Genomic DNA, 21,168 nt, shown 5'->3' with positions numbered 1-21,168 from the left:
GTCGGAACGAATAGCAGAAGGCCGAGCTCGTCACGCTGATGCGGACGACCGAACGCACCGGTCGACGTCATGGACCTGCGCCATGGCGCCGCACGCGAGGGGCTATGGCGTATGTCACATCCGTGCACGCCGAGTGGAGGTCCCGCGCCGTTTCGGCCCCCGGGGGCGGCCGAGCGCGGGCGACCGTCCCCCGCGACGAAAGGCAGTATGAGCGTCATGACGACCCTCCGTTCCCGGATCATTGCCTGGGCCGGCCGTATGTATCTGGCGAGAACGAGGAAGAAGGGCTTCGACCTGTCTCGAATGTCTTTCTTGCCCGAATCCGTCCTGATGCCGTTGCGGCGCGAGGGCCTCGACCCGGTGAACGAACTGGCGGCCGTCCGCGAAAAGGAGCCCATCAGCAAGCTCCCGGTGCCGATCGCCGCCAATGTCTGGCTCGTCACCGGCTATGACGAGGTCAAGGCCGTACTGGGCAAGGCCAATGCCTTCAGTTCCGACTTCACCAACCTCGTCGGCAGCGCAGGCGCCGGCGCCGAACAGAACCCCGGCGGCCTGGGATTCGCAGACCCGCCCGTCCACACCCGCCTCCGCCGCCTGCTCACCCCCGAATTCACCATGCGCCGACTGAGCCGGCTCACCCCCCGTATCCACGAAATCGTCGAAGAACGCCTCGACGCCATGGAAGCTGCCGGCCGGGACGGCGCACCGGTCGATATCGTCCACTCCTTCGCGCTGCCCATTCCCTCCCTGGTCATCTGCGAACTCCTCGGCGTCCCTTACGAGGACCGGGCCGATTTCGAGCGGCTGAGCGCTGCCCGTTTCGACCTCTTCAGCGGTGCGAACGCGTCATTCGGCGCCATATCCGAATCCCTTTCCTACTTCCGGGACATCGTCAAGAAGCAGCGCGAAAACCCCGGTGACGGACTGCTCGGCATGATCGTGAAGGAGCACGGCGACGCGGTCTCCGACGAGGAACTGGCCGGCCTCGCCGACGGCGTGCTGACCGGCGGCTTCGAAACCACCGCCAGCATGCTGGCCCTCGGGGCCCTGGTCCTCCTCCAGGACCCGAAGCACTTCGCCGCCCTCAAGGACGGCGACGAGGCGGTCGACCGCTATGTCGAGGAACTCCTCCGCTACCTCACCGTCGTCCAGGTCGCCTTCCCCCGCTTCGCCCGCGAGGACATGGAGATCGGCGGCGTGCGGATCGCCACCGGCGACGTCGTCCTCTGCTCCCTCAGCGGCGCCGACCGGGACGGCGAACTCGGGCCCGAAATGGAGCGGTTCGACCCGGACCGCAACGTCCCCTCCCACCTCGCGTTCGGCTACGGGATCCACCGCTGCGTAGGCGCCGAACTCGCCCGCATGGAACTCCGCGCCGCCTACCCCGCCCTCGTCCGCCGCTTCCCCACCATGCGCCTCGCCGCCGCCCCCGAGGAACTCGCCTTCCGCAAGCTCTCCATCGTGTACGGCATCGAATCGCTGCCGGTGCGGCTCGACGGCTGATCCCGGCCCCACCACCGGCGACGTACGCCCCTCCGCCGCCGGCTGGCACAATCCGCCCGTGACCATTCGCCTACTGATCGCCGATGACCAGGAGATGGTCCGCCGGGGCATGCGGCGCATCCTGGAGCACCAGCCGGACATGGAGGTCGTCGCCGAGGCGGCCGACGGCGTGGCCGCGGTGGACGCGGCACGGCGGCTGCTGCCGGACGTGGCGCTGGTGGACATCCGGATGCCGCGCCGGGACGGCCTGGAGGTGACCCGGCTGCTGGCCGGCCCCGAGGCGGCGCATCCGGTGCGCGTGGTGGTCGTCACCACCTTCGACCTCGATGAATACGTCTATCCCGCACTGCGGTTCGGCGCCTCCGGCTTCCTGCTGAAGCGGTCGGGACCGGCGCTGCTGGTCGAGGCGGTCCGGGCGGCGATGGCCGGCGACAGCCTGATCAGCCCGTCGATCACCGTCCGGCTGCTGCGGCACGTCACCGGGGACCCGGCCACAGCTCCGCGGCGCGACCGGCAGCGGCGGCGCGACGAGGTGCTGACGGAACGGGAGATCGAGATCGCCGGGAAGGTCGCGGAGGGCAGGACGAACGCCGATATCGCCGGTGAGCTGTTCATCTCGGCGGGCACGGTCAAGACCCATGTCGCCAGCATCCAGCGGAAGCTGGGCGTCCGTAACCGTGTCGGCATCGCGGTCCGCGCCTGGGAACTGGGGTACGCGACGGGGCGGATGCCCTAGGACGCCCACGCCCACGCCCACGCCGACCCGGCCCCGCCCATCGGCGAGGCCCTAGCCTCTTCCGTATGGATCACGGAGCCGCGTTACGGCGTCCGCGGCGCCGCCGGTGGTGGTGCGGTGCGGCCGCACTGTCGATGCTCGCCCCGGCCGTCGTGGCGCCGCCGGCCGGCTCGGTGCCCGCGGTCATGGCCGCGCTCGCCCTCGTCGCCGCGATCGCGGCCTGGCCGGCGGGCCGGGTCTCCCTGGCACACGCGGCGGGTGGCACCGCACTCGCCTCCCTGGCCGCGGACCTGGCCTACGGGGGCGCGCCGGGGCTGGTCCTCCTGTGGGCGCCCTTCGAGTCGGTCGCGCTGCTCGTCCTCCTCTACCGGGCGATTCGGCGGCTGCCGCGTCCCCGGGCAGCCGTCCTCGTGGGGGCGGCGGCGGTCGCGCTCCCGCTGCGCTTCACCCTGCACGCGGCGCAGACCGGGCCGAAGGAATCGGTCGTCATGGTGGCACTGGCCCTCTTCCCCGCCGCGGGCGCGGCCGGCACCGGGCTCTATCTCCGGTCGCTGGACACCCGGCGTGCGCACGCCGTCGCGCTGGCTCGGCGCGAGCAGCGCCTGGAACTCGCCCGGGACCTCCACGACTTCGTCGCCCATGAGGTGACCGGGATCGTGCTGGAGGCGCAGGCCGCCCAACTGGACGGCGGCGGCGCCGGCGGCGACCGCGCCCTCCTGGAACGGATCGAGCAGGCGGGGCTGCGGGCGCTGGATTCCATGGACCGCACCGTGCAGACCCTGCGCGCGGCCGGCGACCGCGCACCGCTGGAGCCGCCGCCGACCCGCCACCACGGCCTGGCCGACCTCCCCGAACTGGTCGCGCGGTTCGCCGCGATGACCCCGGCGCGGGTGGACGTGCGGATCGGGGCGGGGGAGGGGACGGAGCCGGCCGGCGACCTGTCGCGGGAGGCCGAGGACACCGCGTACCGGGTCGTCCTGGAAGCCCTGACCAATGTGCGGCGGCATGCGCCGGCGGCGACCCGGGTGGCGGTGACGGCGGGCCGGTCCCCGGACGGCGGGTTGCGGATCTCCGTGGTCGACAACGCCGTTGGCCCGCACGGGACGCCCGCGGCCACCCGGGAGGGCGGCGGCACCGGCCTGGCCGCCCTGGCCGAGCGCGTCACCGCCCTCGGCGGCGTACTGGAGGCGGGCCCGGTGGGCGAGGAGGAGGGGGCGGGGCCGGGACCAGGACCGGGCTGGCGGGTGAGCTGCCTGCTGCCGCCGGCCGAACGCCGGTAGGGCGCCCCGGCATCGCACCGGGCCGGAAGGCGAGGTCCCCAAGGAAAACCGAACCCCCCAGGGGAAACCGGGGCCCCCATATCTGCCGATCGGCAGATGTGCCCGCCACCCTCGCCCCGGAATCCTTTCCGGCGTCAGCCGCCGGGCGTCCCCGCGCCCGCCGCCACCACGCCTCAGGAGACCCCGATGCACCGCCCTTCCCGGCCCGCCCGCCACCGCACCCGCCGCCCCACCGCCCTCGTCGCGGCGCTCGCCGCCGCGGCCGTCCTGCCGGCCACCGCCTGCTCCGTGGACGCCGCCAAGGCCACCCCCGTCACCAAGACCTTCCCCTATACGGGCAGGACGCTGAAGCTCACCACCCACGAGGTCGCCACCCGGCTGATCGCCACTGACCGGCACGACGTCAAGGTCACCCGCTGGTTCGACGCGGCGGCCGGCACCGAGCACCTCACCTGGGTACTGAAGGGCGACACCCTCGACATCGACGCGGGGTGCAGCGGTATCGCCCTCTGCGACGCCAGGTTCCAGGTCGAGGTCCCGCGCGGCATCGCCGTCACCAAGGACGGCAGGCCGACCTCCCTCACCGGCACCGCCGCTCCCACCGGGAAGCGCGGCTGACATGCTCGACCTCCGCACCGTCACCAAGCGCTACAAAGGCCGCACACACCCCGCCGTCGATGACCTGACGCTCCGCCTCACGCCCGGCCTGTGCGGCCTCCTCGGCCCCAACGGGGCAGGAAAGTCCACCCTCTTGAGGATCGCCGCCACCGTCACCCGCCCGACCTCCGGCACCGTCCTCTTCCACGGCGCCGACGCGGTCGCCCGGCCGCAGCCGCTGCGCCGGGCGCTCGGCTACCTCCCGCAGGACTTCGGCGTCTACCCGAACCTCACCGCACGCGAGTTCCTGCGCTACCTGGCCGCCGCCAAGGGCGTACCGCGCGCAGTGGCCGCGGCCCGTATCGACGACCTCCTCGAACTCGTCAACCTCACCGACGCCGTCAGGCGCCCCCTCGGCACCTACTCGGGCGGCATGCTGCGCCGGGTCGGCATCGCGCAAGTCCTGCTCGCCGACCCGCAGGTGATCGTCGTCGACGAGCCGACGGCCGGTCTCGACCCCGAGGAGCGGGTCCGGTTCCGCAACCTGCTCAGCGATCTGGCGGCGGAGCGGGTGGTGCTGCTCTCCACCCACATCGTCTCCGACATCGAGTCGGTCGCCACCGACATCGCGGTCCTCGCCGCCGGCCGCCTCCGGGTCCGCGGCACCCCCGAAGAACTGCTGCGCACGGTGGCCGGCCAGGTCTGGGAAGTCCTCGTCGACCCCGCCTCCGTCCCGGCGGTGCAGGCCCGCCACACCGTCAGCCGCCTGGCCCGCACCCCCGAGGGCGTGCGCATCCGCCTGCTGTCGCCGCACCGGCCGTACGAGGGCGCGGCGCAGGTGCCCCCCGACCTGGAAGACGCCTACCTCTCCCTCGTCCACGGCACGCCCACCCCCCGCCCCGCCAAGGCAGCGTGAACAGTGCACCCCCAACCTGCCCTCACCCTAGGGGAATTGACGCGGGGCATCACCGCTCCCGCCCTCGCCGACTTCCGGGACCGGGTCCGCCGCCCCGCCTACCTCGTCACCCTGGCCGCGGCGGTGCTGCTCGGCTACGTGGCGGTTCCCGACTCCGGCGCCCACTGGGCGATCCTCCAGATCGGCGACTACCGGGGCCGCTACAACAGTGCTTACGTCGGCACCGTCACGGCCCTGGCCGGCGGCCTGTGGATCAGCCTCGGCGGCTTCTACCTCACCCGCAACTCCCTCGAACGCGACCGGAGTTCCGGTGTGGGCCGGCTGATCGCCGCGACCCCGCTCCGCACCCCCGCCTACCTGGCCGGCAAGTTCCTCGGCAACCTCCTGCTGCTCACCTCCATGCTGCCCGTCCTCGCCGCCACCGCGCTCGTCATGCAACTCACCCGCGGCGAGTCCACCGCAGTAGACCTCCTCGCGCTCTGCCGCCCCTATGTCCTCATGGCGCTGCCCCTGGTCGCGCTGACCGCCGCCCTCGCGCTGCTCTTCGAGGCCCTGCCGCTGCTGCGGACGGGGCTGGGCAACATCGTCTGGTTCGGCATCTGGCTGGTCCTGGCCACCGGCGGCCAGGGCCCCGGTCTGCCCCTCGGCGGCACCGGAGTCAACGCCGTGGCCGCGTCCCTGCGCGACGCGGCCGTCGCCCAACATCTCCGCCTCACCGGTGAGTTCAGCCTCGGGCTGACCTATCTCGACAAGCCGCTGACCCCGTTTCCCTGGCACGGGTTCACCCCCACCCCCGCCTACACCCTCGGCCGCCTGGCCGTACTCCTCATCGCCCTCGCCCTCGCCGTCCTCCCAGCCCTCTGGTTCCCCCGCTTCGACCCGGCCCGCCAACGACCTGAACCGACCGGACCGCATACCCACAGAACGCCACCCGACCACCAACCACCCGACCACCCATCTCCCGTGCCACCACAACCTTTGGCGTTCCCTCGGCCGTCGCCGTACGGGCGGCAGCGACGGTGGCCCGGACCGTCGCCCCAGCCGCCGTCCGCAACCGGCCTCCCGCCCCTGCGCCGGCTCTACGCGGGCGAACTCCGCATCCTCCTCCGGGGAACCCCCTGGTGGTGGTACGCCGGTGCCTCCCTCATCGCCCTCGCCGGGTTCGCCGCACCGCTGCCCGGCACCGTGCGCGTGCTGCTCCCACTGGCCTGGCTCTGGCCGATCCTGCTGTGGTCCCGGCTCGGCACCCAGGGCCACGAACACCGCGCGGACGTCCTGCTCGCCGCCTGCCCGGCCCCCGGCCCGCGGCTGCTCGCCGAGTGGGCCGCGGGCGCGACGCTCGCCGCCCTCACCGGCGCGGCCCCGCTCGTCCGCATGCTCGCCGCCGCCGACCTGCCCGGCGCCGCCGCCTGGACCGCCGGAGCCCTCTTCATCCCCTCCCTGGCCCTGGCGCTGGGCACGCTGAGCCGTACCCACCGCCTCTTCCAGGCGCTCTACCTGCCCCTCTGGTACACCGTCGCGACGGGCCTCCCCCTCTTCGACTACATGGGTGCGCTACACACCCCCGCCCACTTCCCGGGCCCGCACCCGGCCGCGACGCTCGCGGCCGCGGCGGCGCTGCTGGGGGTGGGGATGGCGGTGGCGGTGCGCCGCCGACCGTAGCCCCAGAAGTCACCAAAGCCCCAGAACTCCCCCGAAGCAGCGAAGGGCCGGCCCCGGTCTCCCCGGGCCCGGCCCTTCCCAGTGAGCGGAGCGGCCTCGGCGAGGACTCCCACACCGCCTCACCAACCCACTCGGCGACTGACTCGATGACTCGTTCACTCGGTAATGGTGGTCACTCGGCCACTCGGTCACTCGGTCAAGAACTTCCTGAGGGTGAACCCCAGGGTGGCCACACCGATGAACGTGGCACCTCCCGCACCCAGCGAGGTGTAGGCGGGTGCTCCCACGGTCCAGAGAATGACCGTGCCGAGCATCGCGGCGATGAGTGCACCGAGCATGATGACCGCTGCCCAGAGGCCCCGGAGTGACGGCTCGTAGGTGGACAATGCGCATCAATCCCCTCATCTGTGAATGCGCAGCTCTGTCGAGACGGGCTGCCCGACGATGCTGCGTCCGACCGATCGCGATGCTGAAGGGGGGCAAATCGCAGACCCAAAGGGGTAGTTATCGCTAGCACAACACAGAATCCCTGCCGCTCCAGGAACCACTCCTTTGCACTGCACAGGCACTACGGTTCCGCTGTAATGCCCCAACCACCGAACCGGAATCCCCGCAGGCACCAAGAACCCTCATATGCCCTACACCCCTGTACCCCGATCACCCCTTTCCCTCTTGAGCACGGCAAGCCCAGGCGCCATTGCCCCGAGGAATGACGCCGGGTAAACGTCGCCGAAAGGCTCGTCTGCGAGGCCCGGCACGGACGGTTCGGTGAACTGCTCCCCGGGATTCCAGGGAAACGACCCGGCGCGCGGCCGGCGCTCGCGACGAACCCTGGAAAACAACCGCGGCGGCGACGGAGATCGTCTTCTGTTCGCCTGCGTACGAAGGTGACCCGGGGCACCGACAGTACGGCCGCCGCCCTGGGTCTGGGGCATGTCCGGACGGGCATGATGAGGGGCGGAGAAACGGGCGCTGACCTGCGAGGAAGCCCGCCGAGATCACCACCTCGCCATGACGTGATCACTGTCATGGGCCTGCGTTCGGCGGCACCCGCCCGCACATGCACAAAGACCCCGCTGACCGCTTGTCCGCTGGTCACGGGGTCTTCCAGCGCTTCACTCGAAGCGCCCCCGGCATGGCACACGATCCCGAATCGGACAACTGTGACAAGTCGCACATCAGTGAGAAGTCGCACAGGGGTAAGTGCTTGCCCTGCGAAGGGCCTCGGGGTGGGATTGCGGCAATTGTCGAGTGGGGGTCTCACCTTGCAAGGGGATTGATCATGCGCAGAGTTCGTGCGCGGCACCGCATCGTGGTCGCAATGGCTGGGGTCGCCACCCTCGCCAATGTCGCTCTGATATCACCCGTTCTTTCCGATCCTGCCGTCGCCGCCCCCGTGCGTGCGGCGCAAGGAGCCAAAGCCGTGCCGGTAGAAGCCGGGCGGCAATCGGAGAACACGGCCCGCGGCTTGCTGACCACCGAGCAGTGCCAGGTGAAGTGGCAGATCTCCTGTTACACCCCGACCCAGTACCAGCAGGCGTACAACCTGAACCCGCTGTACCGGGCGGGGGTCACCGGCAAGGGGCGCACGATCGTGATCGTGGATTCCTTCGGCTCGCCGACCATCCAGCACGACCTGGATGTCTACAGCACCCGGTTCGGTATGAAGAGCACCCACGTCGACGTGGTCAAGTGGGGTACCGTCCCGTCCTTCGACGCCGCCAACCCCGCCCATAACTTCTGGGCCGGGGAGAGCACCCTTGACGTGGAGATGGCGCACGCCGTCGCCCCGGACGCGCACATCGTCCTGGTGGAGACCGGGGTCAACCAGAGCGGGGACGGCACCACCGGCCTGCGAGAGATGATGGACGCCGAGAAGTCGCTCATCGACCGCGGTGTGGGCGATGTGATCAGCCAGAGTTTCGGTGCGACGGAGAACACCTTCCCCGGCTTCCGCAGCGGTGATTTCTCCAGCATTCAGAACCTGCGGTACGCCTTCAAGGACGCGGCCAGGCACGGTGTGACCGTCCTCGCCGCCTCCGGCGACGACGGAGCCACCAGCCCCACCGCGAACGGCCAGGCCAACTACCCGTACAGGGCCAACTCCTGGCCGTCCTCCGACCCGCTGACCGTCTCGGTCGGCGGCACCCGACTGCACTTGGACGCCAAGGGCGACCGCATCGCGCCGGACAGTGTCTACAACGACCACGGCGCGAGCGGCGGCGGCCCGTCCCATGTCTTCGCCCGTCCCTCGTACCAGAACGGGGTCGAGCGGGTGGTCGGCGACCGCCGCGGCACCCCCGACGTCTCGATGTCCGCCGCGATGAACGGCTCCCCGTGGGTGTACTCCAGCTACGACCCGAAGCGGGTCGGCTGGGATGTCTGCTACGGCACCAGCGCGGCCAGCCCTCTCTTTGCGGGCATCGTGGCCCTGGCCGACCAGGTCGCCGGGCACCGGCTGGGTGACATCCACCAGGCCCTGTACTCGCTGTCCGCGCAGTCCTCGCGGAACCCGTCCGCCGGGATCGTGGATGTGAAGGACGGCACCAGCAGCAGCTACGCGGGAGTCACCGGCTACACCGCGGTGAAGGGCTACGACATGGCGACCGGCGTCGGCACGATCGACGCGGCCCGCTTCGTCCCGGCCCTTGCCAAGAAGGGCTGAAAGCATTCCCCTCCCCGAGGGGCGGGCGCCTGCCGCAGACCGACCGGGCCCGCGCCGGCCGCTCAGGAGGTGATCCACCGCCGGTGTCACGGCTGCATCGATGGCCACGAGGAAGCAGTCGATGTGGAGATCACCAAGGCGCTGGAGGAGAACGGCGACACGGCTTGAGGAGTGCGCCGGAGGTGTGTCGCGATCAGTGAGAGGCAGTAAAAAAGAGCGGGAGTCAGTGAGACTGACTCCCGCTCTTTCATGTCGGCGCTCGTCCTGGTCAGAGCTGATTCCTGCTGACTGACTGGCGAGTGCCCCCGGCAGGATTCGAACCTGCGCACACGGCTCCGGAGGCCGTTGCTCTATCCCCTGAGCTACGGGGGCGTTGCCGCTGTTCTTGCGGCGACGGGTAGAACCCTACCAGCTCTGATGGGGTGTTCATGAACAGGGTTTTGGGAGTGGGCGGATGGTGAGGGAAGGGTGCTTTTAGCGCATGGGGCGGGTGTGCCGGCGGTGCTCGTGGAAAGGTCCCCCGCACGGGGGCGGAAGTGGGCAAAACCGGGACGCAGCCGCAGGTGGGCCCCTAGTCTCATCGTGTGCCTGGCTTGTCCGGTCGGATCCTTGTCGTGGACGACAACAAGGTGATCCGGCAGTTGATCAGGGTCAACCTTGAGCTGGAGGGCTTCGAGGTCGTGACCGCGGCTGATGGTGCCGAATGTCTGGACGTCGTGCACCACGTAAGACCGGATGTGGTGACCCTCGACGTGGTGATGCCGCGGCTCAATGGCCTGCACACCGCCGCGCGACTGCGTTCCGACCCGCGGACCTGGGACATCCCGATCGCCATCGTCAGCGCGTGCACCCAGGGCGAGGTGGACAACGGCGAGTCGGTGGGGATCGACGCCTTTCTGGCGAAGCCGTTCGAGCCGACGGAGCTGGTGCGTACGGTCGGGCTGCTGGTCCGTGAGGGGCGGCAGCGGGAGCGCGGTGCCGAGGGCGGGGAGGCCGAGGGCGGGCGCGAGGCGGCGGGGGGCGGCATGACGGCCGCCGACGGTACCCAGGGGAACGCCGTGGGGGACGGGGTCGAGAGCGCTGTCGAGAGCGGTGGGGAATCCGGGGCCGGGGGGCGACCGGCGGGCTGAGGCGGCGGGGCGAGGGGCCGGGGCGGGGCGGGCCGGATGTCGCCGGGTGTCCACAGGGCGAAACCGGGTCGCATGGACGCCCCCCTTCTCCCATACGCTTGTCCTGTGACACCCGCCGAGCTCTCCCGTACCGTCCTGCGCTCCGTGCGTGGTGCCGTTGAGGAGCGGGAGCTCTCCGTGGCCGTACCGGCGCGGATCGTGGTGCAGCCGCCGCCGCGGCCCGGGTGTGGGGACTACGCCTCCAACATCGCGTTGCAGCTGGCCGGGCCCGCGGGCCGGCCGGCCCGGGAGGTGGCCGAGATTCTGCGGAAGCGGCTGGCGGGCAGTGCGGGGATCGCCCGGGTCGATATCGCGGGACCCGGTTTCCTGAATTTCACGCTGGGGGACGGGGCGCTGGCCGGGCTCGTACGGGACGTACTGGCGCGTGGGGACGCGTATGGGGAGCCGAGTGCTTCCGGGGAGCCGAGTGACTCCGGGAAGGCGAGCGATTCCGCGAAGGCGGGTGCTTCCGGGGGCGGGCAGGGGAGTGGGGCTTCGGGCCCTGTGGCGGCCTCGGTGGGCGGTGGCGCGCGCGGGCTGGTCGTGGCCGAGGTGCTGGCGCGGATCGGAGCGGGTGGCGCCGGCCGGGCGGCCGGCCGCGGCGACCACGTCGCGTGCCTCGATGACGGGCTGGTCGGTGAGGGTGCGGATTTCGTCAACTGCCTTTCTGCTTCTGGTTCTTCTGGGGCCAGATCGGAGTCCGCGGTCGCCGCGGTTGCCGCCGTTGCCTCGCATTCCACTGCCTCGGGTTCCACCGTCGCGCTCGCCGACGTCCACGGCCACGCTCCCGTCGCGGTCTCATCCTCTGCTTCACCTTCCGCTTCCGCTTCCACCTCCGTCTCGTCCTCGGCTTCCGCCCGTGCCGAGCTGGCCGGGCTCGTGGCGCGGCTCGGTTCGGACGAGGCGCGCTGGGTGCTGCTGCGGCCGGCGGCGCAGGATCCGGTGCGGGTGCCGGAGCGGCCGGTGCAGCGGGAGGAGAATCCGCGGTTCCGGGTGCAGTACGCGTACGCCCGGACCCGGGCGATGGTGCGGGGCGCGCGCGAGCTGGGGTTCGCGGGTGAGCCCGGCGAGGTGATGACGGCCGGGGACGGCCCGGTGGAGTCCGGGCGTCCGCTTGATCCGTATCATCCGCGTGATCCGCAGGGGCCCGCGGGCGGGCGGTCGTCGCGGACCCTTCAGGCCCTGCAGACGTGCCTGGCGACGTACCCGTCGGCCACGGAGAGCGCTCTGCGGCTGGGGGCGCCGGATCGGCTGGTGCGGCATCTGGAGGCGACCGCGGACGCCTGGCTCCGGTGCCGGGAGGAACTTCCGCCGCTGCCCGTCGGCGAGGAGAAACCCTCGGCCGTGCACCGTGCCCGACTGGCTCTTGCCGAGGCCGCGGGGACGGTGCTGGGGAACGGCCTGCGCCTGCTCGGCATCTCTGCTCCTGAATACGTCTGATGTGTGTGAGGCGCCTGATGGATCCGTCCTACTGCCTTCGCGCACCCCTGATGACTACCTCTGAAAGATTTTGAGGGGATCGTTCCGTTATGAGTCGTTCCGCGCATCCTGCTGGGCCCCGGCATGGCGACGTCCTGCCTGAAGGGCACTACGCCGGGCCGCCCGCCGACCTCAACACCCTTGACCCGCAGGTCTGGTCCCGTACCGTCCGGCGCGACGCCGACGGTGTGGTCACCGTCGGCGGGCTGGCCGTGACCGCGCTCGCCGAGGAGTTCGGCACGCCGGCGTACTTCCTGGACGAGGAGGACTTCCGGGCGCGCTGCCGGGCCTGGAAGGACGCGTTCGGGGCGGACGCCGACGTGTTCTACGCGGGCAAGGCGTTCCTCTCCCGGGCCATCGTGCGATGGCTGAACGAAGAAGGGCTGAATCTCGACGTTTGCTCCGGCGGCGAGCTGGCAACGGCGCTGGCCGCCGGGATGCCCGCCGAGCGGATCGCGCTGCACGGCAACAACAAGAGCACCGAGGAGATCACCCGGGCCGTCGAGGCGGGGGTGGGCCGGATCGTGCTCGACTCCTTCCAGGAGATCGTGCGGGTCGCGCACATCGCCGAGAAGCTCGGCAAGCGGCAGCCGGTGCAGATCCGCGTGACCGTCGGCGTCGAGGCGCACACGCACGAGTTCATCGCCACCGCGCACGAGGACCAGAAGTTCGGCATCGCGCTCGCCGGCGGCCAGGCCGCCGAGGCGGTGCGCCGCGCGCTGAAGCTGGACGGCCTCGAACTCATCGGGATCCACAGCCACATCGGGTCGCAGATCTTCGACATGGCCGGTTTCGAGGTCTCCGCCCGCCGCGTCGTCCAGCTGCTCGCCGAGGTGCGCGACGAGCACGGCGTCGAGCTGCCGGAGATCGACCTCGGCGGCGGGCTCGGGATCGCGTACACCTCCGACGACGACCCCCGCGAGCCGCACGAGATCGCCAGGGCGCTGGGCGACATCGTGACCCGCGAGTGCGAGGCCGCCGGGCTGCGGGTGCCGCGGCTGTCGGTCGAGCCGGGGCGGGCGATCATCGGGCCGACGGCGTTCACGCTCTACGAGGTCGGCACGGTCAAGGAGCTCGAAGGGCTGCGGACGTATGTGTCCGTGGACGGCGGGATGTCCGACAACATCCGTACGGCGCTCTACGACGCGGAGTACAGCGTGGCGCTGGTGTCCCGCTCGTCGGACGCCGAGCCGATGCTGTCCCGGGTCGTCGGCAAGCACTGCGAGAGCGGCGACATCGTCGTACGCGACGCCTTCCTGCCCGGTGACGTGGCGCCCGGGGACCTGCTCGCGGTGCCGGCCACGGGTGCGTACTGCCGCTCCATGGCGAGCAACTACAACCACGCGCTGCGGCCCCCGGTCGTGGCCGTCAAGGACGGTGCGGCGCGGGTGATCGTCCGGCGGGAGACGGAGGAAGATCTCCTGCGGCTGGACGTCGGGTAGGGGCGGATCGCCGGGACCGGGCCCCGGATGAAATAAATGTCTCGGTATCCGGACCAACGACGGAAAGAGCCGTCCGGTGCGTGAGACTGGTGCATGACCAAGCATGAAAACCGCTGGATCGAAGAAAAGACGAGGTCGAATGATGCGTACGCGTCCGCTGAAGGTGGCGCTGCTGGGCTGTGGTGTGGTCGGCTCAGAGGTGGCGCGCATCATGACGACGCACGCCGACGACCTCACGGCCCGCATCGGTGCGCCCGTGGAGCTCGCCGGGATCGCCGTCCGCCGCCCCGAGAAGGTGCGCGACGGCATCCCGGCCGAGCTGATCACCACCGACGCGACCGCGCTCGTCAAGCGGGGCGACATCGACGTCGTCATCGAGGTGATCGGCGGGATCGAGCCCGCCCGCGGGCTGATCACCACCGCTTTCGAGCACGGCGCCAGTGTGGTTTCGGCCAACAAGGCGCTGGTGGCGGCCGATGGCGCCGCGCTGCACGCGGCGGCCGAGAAGCACAACGCCGACCTGTACTACGAGGCGGCGGTCGCCGGTGCGATCCCGCTGGTGCGCCCGCTGCGCGAGTCGCTGGCCGGTGACAAGGTCAACCGCGTCCTGGGCATCGTCAACGGCACCACCAACTTCATCCTCGACAAGATGGATTCGACCGGCGCCGGCTACAGCGAGGCGCTGGACGAGGCGACCGCGCTGGGCTACGCCGAGGCCGACCCGACCGCCGACGTCGAGGGCTTCGACGCCGCCGCCAAGGCCGCGATCCTCGCCGGGATCGCCTTCCACACCCGGGTCACCATCGACGACGTGCACCGCGAGGGGCTGACCGAGGTCACCGCGGCCGACATCGCCTCCGCCAAGCGCATGGGCTGCACCGTCAAGCTGCTGGCCATCTGCGAGCGGGCGGCGGACGGCGCGTCGGTGACCGCGCGGGTGCACCCTGCGATGATCCCGCTGACGCATCCGCTGGCGTCCGTGCGCGAGGCGTACAACGCGGTGTTCGTGGAGGCCGACGCGGCCGGCCGGCTGATGTTCTACGGGCCGGGCGCGGGCGGTTCGCCGACCGCCTCCGCGGTCCTCGGCGACCTCGTCGCGGTCTGCCGCAACAAGCTCGCCGGTGCCACCGGGCCGGGGGAGTCCGCGTACACCGCGCTGCCGGTGAGCCCCATGGGCGAGGTCGTCACCCGTTACCACATCAGTCTCGACGTGGCCGACAAACCCGGCGTTCTCGCGCAGGTAGCGACGGTTTTCGCCGAACACGGCGTATCGATCGATACGGTCCGTCAGCAGGGTAAGGACGGCGAAGCGGACCTCGTCGTCGTCACCCACCGAGCGACCGACGCGGCCCTGTCGTCGACGGTCGCGGCACTGCGCGAGCTGGACACCGTCCGCGGTGTCGTCAGCATCATGCGGGTCGAAGGGGAGTAAAGGAACCCATGTCTGCCAATTCCACCGTGACCACCACCAGCCGTCAGTGGCGCGGAATCATCGAGGAATACCGCGACCGGCTTCCGGTCAGCGACACGACCGAGATCGTCACCCTCCGGGAGGGCGGCACGCCTCTCGTGCCGGCCCAGGTGCTGTCCGAGCGCACCGGCTGCGAGGTGCACCTCAAGGTCGAGGGCGCCAACCCCACGGGCTCGTTCAAGGACCGCGGGATGACGATGGCCATCACCCGCGCCAAGGAGGAGGGCGCCAAGGCGGTCATCTGCGCCTCCACCGGCAACACCTCCGCCTCGGCCGCCGCCTACGCGGTCCGGGCCGGCATGGTCTGCGCGGTGCTGGTCCCGCAGGGCAAGATCGCGCTCGGCAAGATGGGCCAGGCCCTCGTGCACGGCGCCAAGATCCTCCAGGTCGACGGAAATTTCGACGACTGCCTGACGCTGGCCCGGGGCCTCTCGGAGAAGTACCCGGTCGCACTTGTGAACTCCGTCAACCCGGTACGCATCGAGGGCCAGAAGACCGCCGCCTTCGAGATCGTCGACATGCTCGACGACGCCCCGGACATCCACGTGCTGCCCGTCGGCAACGCCGGCAACATCACGGCCTACTGGAAGGGCTACCAGGAGTACGCGGCCGACGGCATCGCCTCGCACACCCCGCGGATGTGGGGCTTCCAGGCGTCCGGCAGCGCCCCGATCGTGCGCGGTGAGGTCGTCAAGGACCCGCACACCATCGCCACCGCGATCCGCATCGGCAACCCCGCCTCATGGGAGTTCGCGGAGCGCGCCCGGGACGAGTCCGGCGGCCTCATCGAGGATGTGACGGACCGTCAAATCCTCGCGGCCTACCGCCTGTTGGCCGCGCAGGAGGGCGTCTTCGTGGAGCCCGCGTCGGCCGCCTCGGTCGCCGGTCTGCTCAAGGCCGCCGAAGAGGGCAGGGTCGACCCCGGCCAGCGGATCGTCTGCACGGTCACCGGCAACGGCCTCAAGGACCCGGACTGGGCGGTCGCCGGAGCGCCGCAGCCGGTCACCGTCCCGATCGACGCGGACGCCGCCGCCGAGCGGCTCGGACTCGGCTGACCGGACCTCCGTGACCTGCGCGTACGGCAGGGGATGACGGGGCGGCCGGCCCCCCGTCATCCGCCGTGCAGCAAATTGCGCAAAGCCTGCAAAGCCAGGCCAGGGGCACAGGAAGGCGCGCGACACGCATCGTGCGCCTCCTGTGCGCCCTATGTCGCGACAGAACCTTCCTTCGATAGGCTGGCACCCAACTCCCCTCCCCACGGCATAACGCAGTGGCGTGCAGGGCAGGTCAGAACAGACCCCACGAGCCGTCCGGGCACCTCGGTGCCGCGGCGCTGTGCTCGGGGGCAGTACCGCAGCATCAATCAAGGAGAGTCATCGAGCGATGGCCGGTCCCGCGTTCCGCGCCGCCGCCGTCCGGGTGCGCACCCCCGCTACCAGCGCCAATCTCGGTCCCGGCTTCGATGCCCTGGGTCTTTCCCTGGGCCTGTACGACGATGTCGTGGTGCGTGTCGCCGACTCCGGGCTGCACGTCGACATCGCCGGTGAGGGGGCCGACACCCTTCCGCGCGACGAGAGCCACCTGCTCGTACGGTCCCTGCGCACCGCCTTCGACCTGCTCGGCGGGCAGCCGCGCGGCCTGGAAATCGTCTGCGCCAACCGCATTCCGCACGGCCGCGGCCTGGGCTCCTCATCGGCCGCCATCTGCGCCGGAATCGTCGCCGCCCGCGCCGTGACCATAGGCGGCGAGCAGAAGCTCGACGACGCCGCGCTGCTGGAACTGGCCAACGAGATCGAGGGGCACCCCGACAACGTCGCCGCCTGCCTGCTCGGCGGCTTCACGCTCGCCTGGATGGACACCGGAACCGCTCGCGCGATCCGGATGGATCCCGCCGATTCCATCGTTCCGGTGGTCTTCGTGCCCGGCAAGCCGGTGCTCACCGAGACCGCCCGTGGACTGCTGCCGCGCACCGTCCCGCACGTGGACGCCGCGGTGAACGCCGGCCGCGCCGCACTGCTCGTCGAGGCCCTGACCAGGCGCCCCGAGCTGCTGCTGGCCGCGACCGAGGACCGACTTCACCAGGACTACCGCGCCCCCGCGATGCCGGAGAGCGTGGCCCTGGTGAACCGACTGCGCGCGGACGGCGTCCCCGCAGTCATCTCCGGTGCGGGCCCGACGGTGCTCGCGCTGGTCGAGGACGCGGCGGCCGACAAGGTCGCGGCGCTGGCGGGAGAGGGGTGGGCGGCCAACCGGCTGACCCTCGACGCGGCCGGTACGTGTGTGCTGCCGCTCGCCGGGTGACCACGACCAGTGATCGACGATTGCCGGTCTTTGAGAGGGGGAATGTTTGTTGGATCCGGTAGTGTTAACCTCAAGTCAGTACTCGACGCCAGTGTGGCGCGGTGCTTCGTGTCCCCCTTCGGGACCACTTTCTTCCGGGAGCCTCCCAAACTGCTTGGAGCAATGGCCTGAGCAGAAGTGAGCACGCTCCGGAATCGGCGTGACGAACCAGAGCCACACCGCATATCTTCACGCCGGAGCCATGAACTGATCTTCCGCCGTATCCGGCGGGACCACCGCCCCGGCCCGGTCCGCAAGACCCGAGGACCCAGCCGGACAGCACAACCGGTCGCCGAGCCAGACAGGCCGACGCCCGCTCCAGGGAAGGACCCTTCGTGAGCGACACCACCGATCTGATGGGCGCGCGCACCGATGGCAGTGCCACCACGCCCGCCACGGACGCTCCCGCCGCGCCTGCTACCACGCGGCGCCGCCGTTCCGGCACCGGCCTTGACGGCATGGTCCTGGCAGAGCTGCAGCAGGTCGCCTCCGGCCTCGGTATCAAGGGCACCGCGCGGATGCGCAAGAGCCAGCTGATCGAGGTCATCAAGGAGAGGCAGGCCGGCGGCTCGGGATCCGCCGCCAAGGCCGACGCGCCCGCTGCCGACACCGAGACCAAGCCCAAGCGCCGTACGACCTCCAAGGCCCGCACGGGCGAGGACGGTGCCGAGTCGGCCGCCAAGGACGACAAGCCCGCCAAGACGGCCAAGGCCGCGGACAAGGGGGCTCAGCAGCAGATCGAGATCCCGGGCCAGCCTGTCAGCGACGAGCAGCCGGTCGGCGAGCGCCGCCGGCGCCGGGCCACCGCCGCCGCGGGCAGCCCGGAGACCGCCCTCGCGGGCGACGTCAAGACCGAGGTCAAGGCCGAGGTCAGGACCGAGACCGCGACGGCTCCGCAGGAGACCGGCGAGGGCCGGCCCGCCAAGAGTGGTGAGCGCCAGGACCGCGGCGACCGCCAGGAGCGCGGGCAGAAGGGCGACCGCCGCCAGCGTGAGCGCGACCGCGGTGACCGCCGCAAGGGCGACGCCGGCGACGGCGGCCAGGGCGGTGGTGGCCGCCAGCGCGACCGCCGACCCGACGAGGACGACGACTTCGAGGGCGGCCGGCGCGGCCGCCGCGGACGGTACCGCGACCGCCGTGGCCGCCGTGGCCGCGAGGACTTCGCGACTGAGCCGCAGGTGGCCGAGGACGACGTGCTCATCCCGGTCGCGGGCATCCTCGACATCCTCGACAACTACGCGTTCATCCGGACCTCGGGCTACCTGCCCGGCCCCAACGACGTGTACGTCTCGCTCGCCCAGGTCCGCAAGAACGGCCTGCGCAAGGGCGACCACGTCACCGGTGCGGTCCGCCAGCCCAAGGACGGCGAGCGGCGCGAGAAGTTCAACGCGCTGGTGCGGCTCGACACCGTCAACAGCATGGCGCCCGAACAGGGCCGCCAGCGGCCGGAGTTCGGCAAGCTGACGCCCCTTTACCCGCAGGAGCGGCTGCGCCTGGAGGGCGAGTCGGGCGGGCTGACGACCCGGATCATCGACCTGGTCACCCCGATCGGCAAGGGCCAGCGAGGGCTGATCGTGGCCCCGCCGAAGACCGGCAAGACCATGATCATGCAGGCGATCGCCAACTCGATCACCCGCAACAACCCCGAGTGCCACCTGATGGTCGTCCTCGTCGACGAGCGTCCCGAAGAGGTCACCGACATGCAGCGGTCGGTCAAGGGCGAGGTCATCTCCTCGACCTTCGACCGCCCGGCCGAGGACCACACCACCGTCGCCGAGCTGGCCATCGAGCGTGCCAAGCGGCTCGTCGAGCTGGGTCACGACGTGGTCGTCCTGCTGGACTCCATCACCCGCCTGGGCCGCGCGTACAACCTCGCGGCGCCCGCCTCCGGCCGCATCCTGTCCGGTGGTGTCGACTCGACCGCGCTCTACCCGCCGAAGCGCTTCTTCGGTGCCGCGCGCAACATCGAGGACGGCGGTTCGCTGACCATCCTGGCCACCGCGCTGGTCGAGACCGGCTCGCGGATGGACGAGGTGATCTTCGAGGAGTTCAAGGGCACCGGCAACCTGGAGCTCAAGCTCGACCGCAAGCTCTCCGACAAGCGCATCTTCCCGGCGGTGGACGTGGACGCGTCCAGCACCCGCAAGGAAGAGATCCTGATGGGCAGCGACGAGCTGGCCATCGTCTGGAAGCTGCGCCGGGTGCTGCACGCGCTGGACCAGCAGCAGGCCATCGAGCTGCTGCTGGACAAGATGAAGCAGACCAAGTCCAACGCGGAGTTCCTGCTGCAGATCCAGAAGACGACGCCGACCTCGGGCAACGGCAACGACTGACGCCCGCCGGACGCACGCGCCGCAGGCACGGTAGACACCAGCCCCCCTCGCCGCACCGGCGAGGGGGGCTGGTGTCTACCGTGCCTGCGGCGCCCCGCGGCGCGGTGCGGCGTGTCGGCGGTGCCGCACCGGCGAGCTGTCCCCCTTGAGACCTTCCGCACAGGTTCGTACCGCGCACACAGCTCGGGCAAAGCCGGATCACAGGACGAAAGCGCAGGTGAGAGGGCGAAAGTCCGATGTCGCACGGGCCGTACGGGGCGTCTTTCTAAGAAAGCGCTCATAACGCGCCGTGCAACCCTTCCGGTCGACCTCCCGTCTGAATAGGCACTCACCCGTGACCACGGGATGACGGCGAGGGGCAGCCGAGGGAAAAAGGGACTGAGGAGCAGATGGCGGACAGCAACGGAAGCGCGCGGGCGGCCGAGGGCCGCGGCCGCGGCATACGTGCCACGGGCCGTCGGCGCAAGGGCCCGACCCGGCGCCGCCGCGCCCTGACGGTCACGCTGTGCGCGCTGGTCGGCGCGGTGCTGCTCGGCGGCGCCGGGCTGGGCTACGTCTACTTCAAGCTCAACGGCAACCTCAAGGGCGTCGACATCAACGCGGCCCTCGGCCAGGACCGGCCGAAGAACGTCGACAACGGCTCGATGGACATCCTGGTCATGGGCTCCGACTCCCGGGCCGGCAAGAACGGCGAGTACGGCAAGGACGAGGGCGGTGCCCGCTCGGACACCGCGATGGTCGTCCACGTCTTCAAGGGCCACCAGAAGGCCAGCGTCGTCAGCATCCCCCGCGACACCCTGGTCACCCGGCCCAGCTGCACCAAGGACGGCAGGACCGTCCCCGCGGAGCGGCGGGCGATGTTCAACACCGCCTTCGAGGTCGGCGGACCGGCCTGCGCCGTCAAGACCGTCGAGTCGATGAGCGGGATCCGCATGGACCACTTCGTCGAGGTCGACTTCACCGGCTTCAAGAAGCTGATCGACGCGCTGGGCGGGGTGGACATCACCACCACCAAGCCCATCAACGACCGCTACAGCCATCTGCACCTGCAGCCCGGCAAGCACACCCTCAACGGCGAGGACGCGCTCGGACTCGTCCGGACCCGGCACGGCGTCCCCGGGGGCGACGGCAGCGACCTGGGCCGCATCCAGCTCCAGCAGACGTTCGTCAAGGCGCTGATGAACCAGGTCCGCAACGTCGGCGTGCTCACCAACCCGGCCAAGCTCTACTCCATCGCCGACACCGCCACCAAGGCCGTCACCACCGACACCGACCTCAACTCGGTCCCCCAGCTCACCGGGCTCGCCAAGACCCTGGGCGGGATCACCTCGGACCACATCGAGATGGTGACGCTGCCGGTGGAGTACGACCCGGTCAACCCCTCCCGGGTGCTGCCGCTGACCGAGCAGGGCCGGCTGGTCTGGGACGCGCTGCGGAACGACCAGGACATCCCGAAGTCGGCGCTCAAGGGCTCGGCGGGTGACAAGGGCGGTACGGGCAGCTACGTGAAGTAGCCGTCCGGGCCGCGCCCCGGCCGCCGGACCTGCCGGGGAATAGTCGCGTCCGCACCCCGGT

16 protein-coding genes and 1 tRNA gene are annotated in these 21,168 nt (G+C 70.9%); 15 read left to right on the top strand and 2 right to left on the bottom strand.

What is annotated here, in order from left to right; translation table 11 throughout:
• The first annotated feature begins 207 nt into the window (after positions 1-207).
• The 6 genes from GR130_RS32815 to GR130_RS32790 all read left to right on the top strand — a co-directional run bounded on the left by GR130_RS32815 (position 208) and on the right by GR130_RS32790 (position 6,694).
• Complete coding sequence (locus GR130_RS32815; protein ID WP_201305064.1) at positions 208-1,503, top strand: cytochrome P450; 1,296 nt, start codon at positions 208-210, stop codon at positions 1,501-1,503.
• 58 nt (positions 1,504-1,561) lie between these two features.
• Positions 1,562-2,239: a response regulator gene (locus GR130_RS32810; protein WP_159508066.1), complete on the top strand. Its 678-nt coding sequence runs from the start codon at positions 1,562-1,564 to the stop codon at positions 2,237-2,239.
• Positions 2,240-2,304: 65 nt separating this feature from the next.
• The gene (locus GR130_RS32805; protein ID WP_236573763.1) at positions 2,305-3,519 is read left to right on the top strand and encodes a sensor histidine kinase; all 1,215 of its coding nucleotides are present in this window, start codon (positions 2,305-2,307) and stop codon (positions 3,517-3,519) included.
• A gap of 186 nt (positions 3,520-3,705) precedes the next feature.
• The gene (locus GR130_RS32800; protein ID WP_159508065.1) at positions 3,706-4,137 is read left to right on the top strand and encodes a hypothetical protein; all 432 of its coding nucleotides are present in this window, start codon (positions 3,706-3,708) and stop codon (positions 4,135-4,137) included.
• 1 nt (position 4,138) lies between these two features.
• A complete protein-coding gene (locus GR130_RS32795; protein WP_159508064.1) occupies positions 4,139-5,032 on the top strand; it encodes an ABC transporter ATP-binding protein in 894 nt (297 codons plus the stop codon).
• Between the two features lie 36 nt (positions 5,033-5,068).
• On the top strand, positions 5,069-6,694 hold the full coding sequence (locus GR130_RS32790; RefSeq protein WP_159508063.1) for a hypothetical protein: 1,626 nt from the start codon (positions 5,069-5,071) through the stop codon (positions 6,692-6,694).
• A gap of 188 nt (positions 6,695-6,882) precedes the next feature.
• On the opposite strand, the gene GR130_RS32785 is transcribed toward GR130_RS32790, so the two are convergent.
• Positions 6,883-7,032 carry a hypothetical protein gene (locus GR130_RS32785; RefSeq protein ID WP_159508062.1) on the bottom strand — a complete coding sequence of 50 codons (150 nt, stop codon included), beginning with the start codon at positions 7,030-7,032 and terminating at the stop codon, positions 6,883-6,885.
• 1,085 nt (positions 7,033-8,117) lie between these two features.
• Here GR130_RS32785 and GR130_RS32780 point away from each other — a divergent pair.
• A complete protein-coding gene (locus GR130_RS32780) occupies positions 8,118-9,359 on the top strand; it encodes a S53 family peptidase (RefSeq protein WP_236573755.1) in 1,242 nt (413 codons plus the stop codon).
• A 300-nt stretch (positions 9,360-9,659) separates the two neighbouring features.
• Here GR130_RS32780 and GR130_RS32775 read toward each other — a convergent pair.
• Positions 9,660-9,731, bottom strand: a tRNA-Arg gene (locus GR130_RS32775).
• A gap of 212 nt (positions 9,732-9,943) precedes the next feature.
• Between GR130_RS32775 and GR130_RS32770 the strand changes: the two genes are divergently transcribed.
• From GR130_RS32770 to GR130_RS32735, 8 genes are all read left to right on the top strand, one after another.
• Positions 9,944-10,489, top strand: coding sequence for a response regulator (locus GR130_RS32770; RefSeq protein ID WP_236573753.1), 546 nt, complete (start codon positions 9,944-9,946; stop codon positions 10,487-10,489).
• Positions 10,490-10,594: 105 nt separating this feature from the next.
• Positions 10,595-11,968 (top strand): ArgS-related anticodon-binding protein NrtL, encoded by a 1,374-nt coding sequence (nrtL, locus tag GR130_RS32765; protein ID WP_236573751.1) that lies wholly within the window; start codon positions 10,595-10,597, stop codon positions 11,966-11,968.
• Between the two features lie 89 nt (positions 11,969-12,057).
• Entirely contained in the window at positions 12,058-13,449 is a 1,392-nt protein-coding gene (gene lysA, locus GR130_RS32760) for a diaminopimelate decarboxylase (RefSeq protein WP_159508060.1), read from the top strand.
• Between the two features lie 139 nt (positions 13,450-13,588).
• Complete coding sequence (locus tag GR130_RS32755; protein WP_159508059.1) at positions 13,589-14,881, top strand: homoserine dehydrogenase; 1,293 nt, start codon at positions 13,589-13,591, stop codon at positions 14,879-14,881.
• Positions 14,882-14,889: 8 nt separating this feature from the next.
• A complete protein-coding gene (gene thrC / locus GR130_RS32750) occupies positions 14,890-15,975 on the top strand; it encodes a threonine synthase (RefSeq protein WP_159508058.1) in 1,086 nt (361 codons plus the stop codon).
• 328 nt (positions 15,976-16,303) lie between these two features.
• On the top strand, positions 16,304-17,221 hold the full coding sequence (thrB, locus tag GR130_RS32745) for a homoserine kinase (RefSeq protein ID WP_159508057.1): 918 nt from the start codon (positions 16,304-16,306) through the stop codon (positions 17,219-17,221).
• 374 nt (positions 17,222-17,595) lie between these two features.
• On the top strand, positions 17,596-19,593 hold the full coding sequence (gene rho, locus GR130_RS32740) for a transcription termination factor Rho (protein WP_159508056.1): 1,998 nt from the start codon (positions 17,596-17,598) through the stop codon (positions 19,591-19,593).
• A gap of 389 nt (positions 19,594-19,982) precedes the next feature.
• Entirely contained in the window at positions 19,983-21,107 is a 1,125-nt protein-coding gene (locus tag GR130_RS32735; RefSeq protein WP_159508055.1) for an LCP family protein, read from the top strand.
• Positions 21,108-21,168 lie beyond the last annotated feature (61 nt).

The organism is Streptomyces sp. GS7 (genome assembly GCF_009834125.1).
GTDB lineage: Bacteria > Actinomycetota > Actinomycetes > Streptomycetales > Streptomycetaceae > Streptomyces.
Note: the sequence above shows the minus strand (reverse complement) of the source record. Positions and strands in the feature narration are given on the sequence as shown.

Coding starts and splice junctions, on each gene's coding strand:
- thrB (WP_159508057.1), top strand. CDS start 16,304: ATGGCCGGTCCCGCGTTCCGCGCCGCCGCCGTCCGGGTGCGCACCCCC.
- GR130_RS32735 (WP_159508055.1), top strand. CDS start 19,983: ATGGCGGACAGCAACGGAAGCGCGCGGGCGGCCGAGGGCCGCGGCCGC.
- thrC (WP_159508058.1), top strand. CDS start 14,890: ATGTCTGCCAATTCCACCGTGACCACCACCAGCCGTCAGTGGCGCGGA.
- GR130_RS32785 (WP_159508062.1), bottom strand. CDS start 7,032: ATGCTCGGTGCACTCATCGCCGCGATGCTCGGCACGGTCATTCTCTGG.
- GR130_RS32805 (WP_236573763.1), top strand. CDS start 2,305: ATGGATCACGGAGCCGCGTTACGGCGTCCGCGGCGCCGCCGGTGGTGG.
- GR130_RS32815 (WP_201305064.1), top strand. CDS start 208: ATGAGCGTCATGACGACCCTCCGTTCCCGGATCATTGCCTGGGCCGGC.
- GR130_RS32755 (WP_159508059.1), top strand. CDS start 13,589: ATGATGCGTACGCGTCCGCTGAAGGTGGCGCTGCTGGGCTGTGGTGTG.
- lysA (WP_159508060.1), top strand. CDS start 12,058: ATGAGTCGTTCCGCGCATCCTGCTGGGCCCCGGCATGGCGACGTCCTG.
- GR130_RS32800 (WP_159508065.1), top strand. CDS start 3,706: ATGCACCGCCCTTCCCGGCCCGCCCGCCACCGCACCCGCCGCCCCACC.
- GR130_RS32795 (WP_159508064.1), top strand. CDS start 4,139: ATGCTCGACCTCCGCACCGTCACCAAGCGCTACAAAGGCCGCACACAC.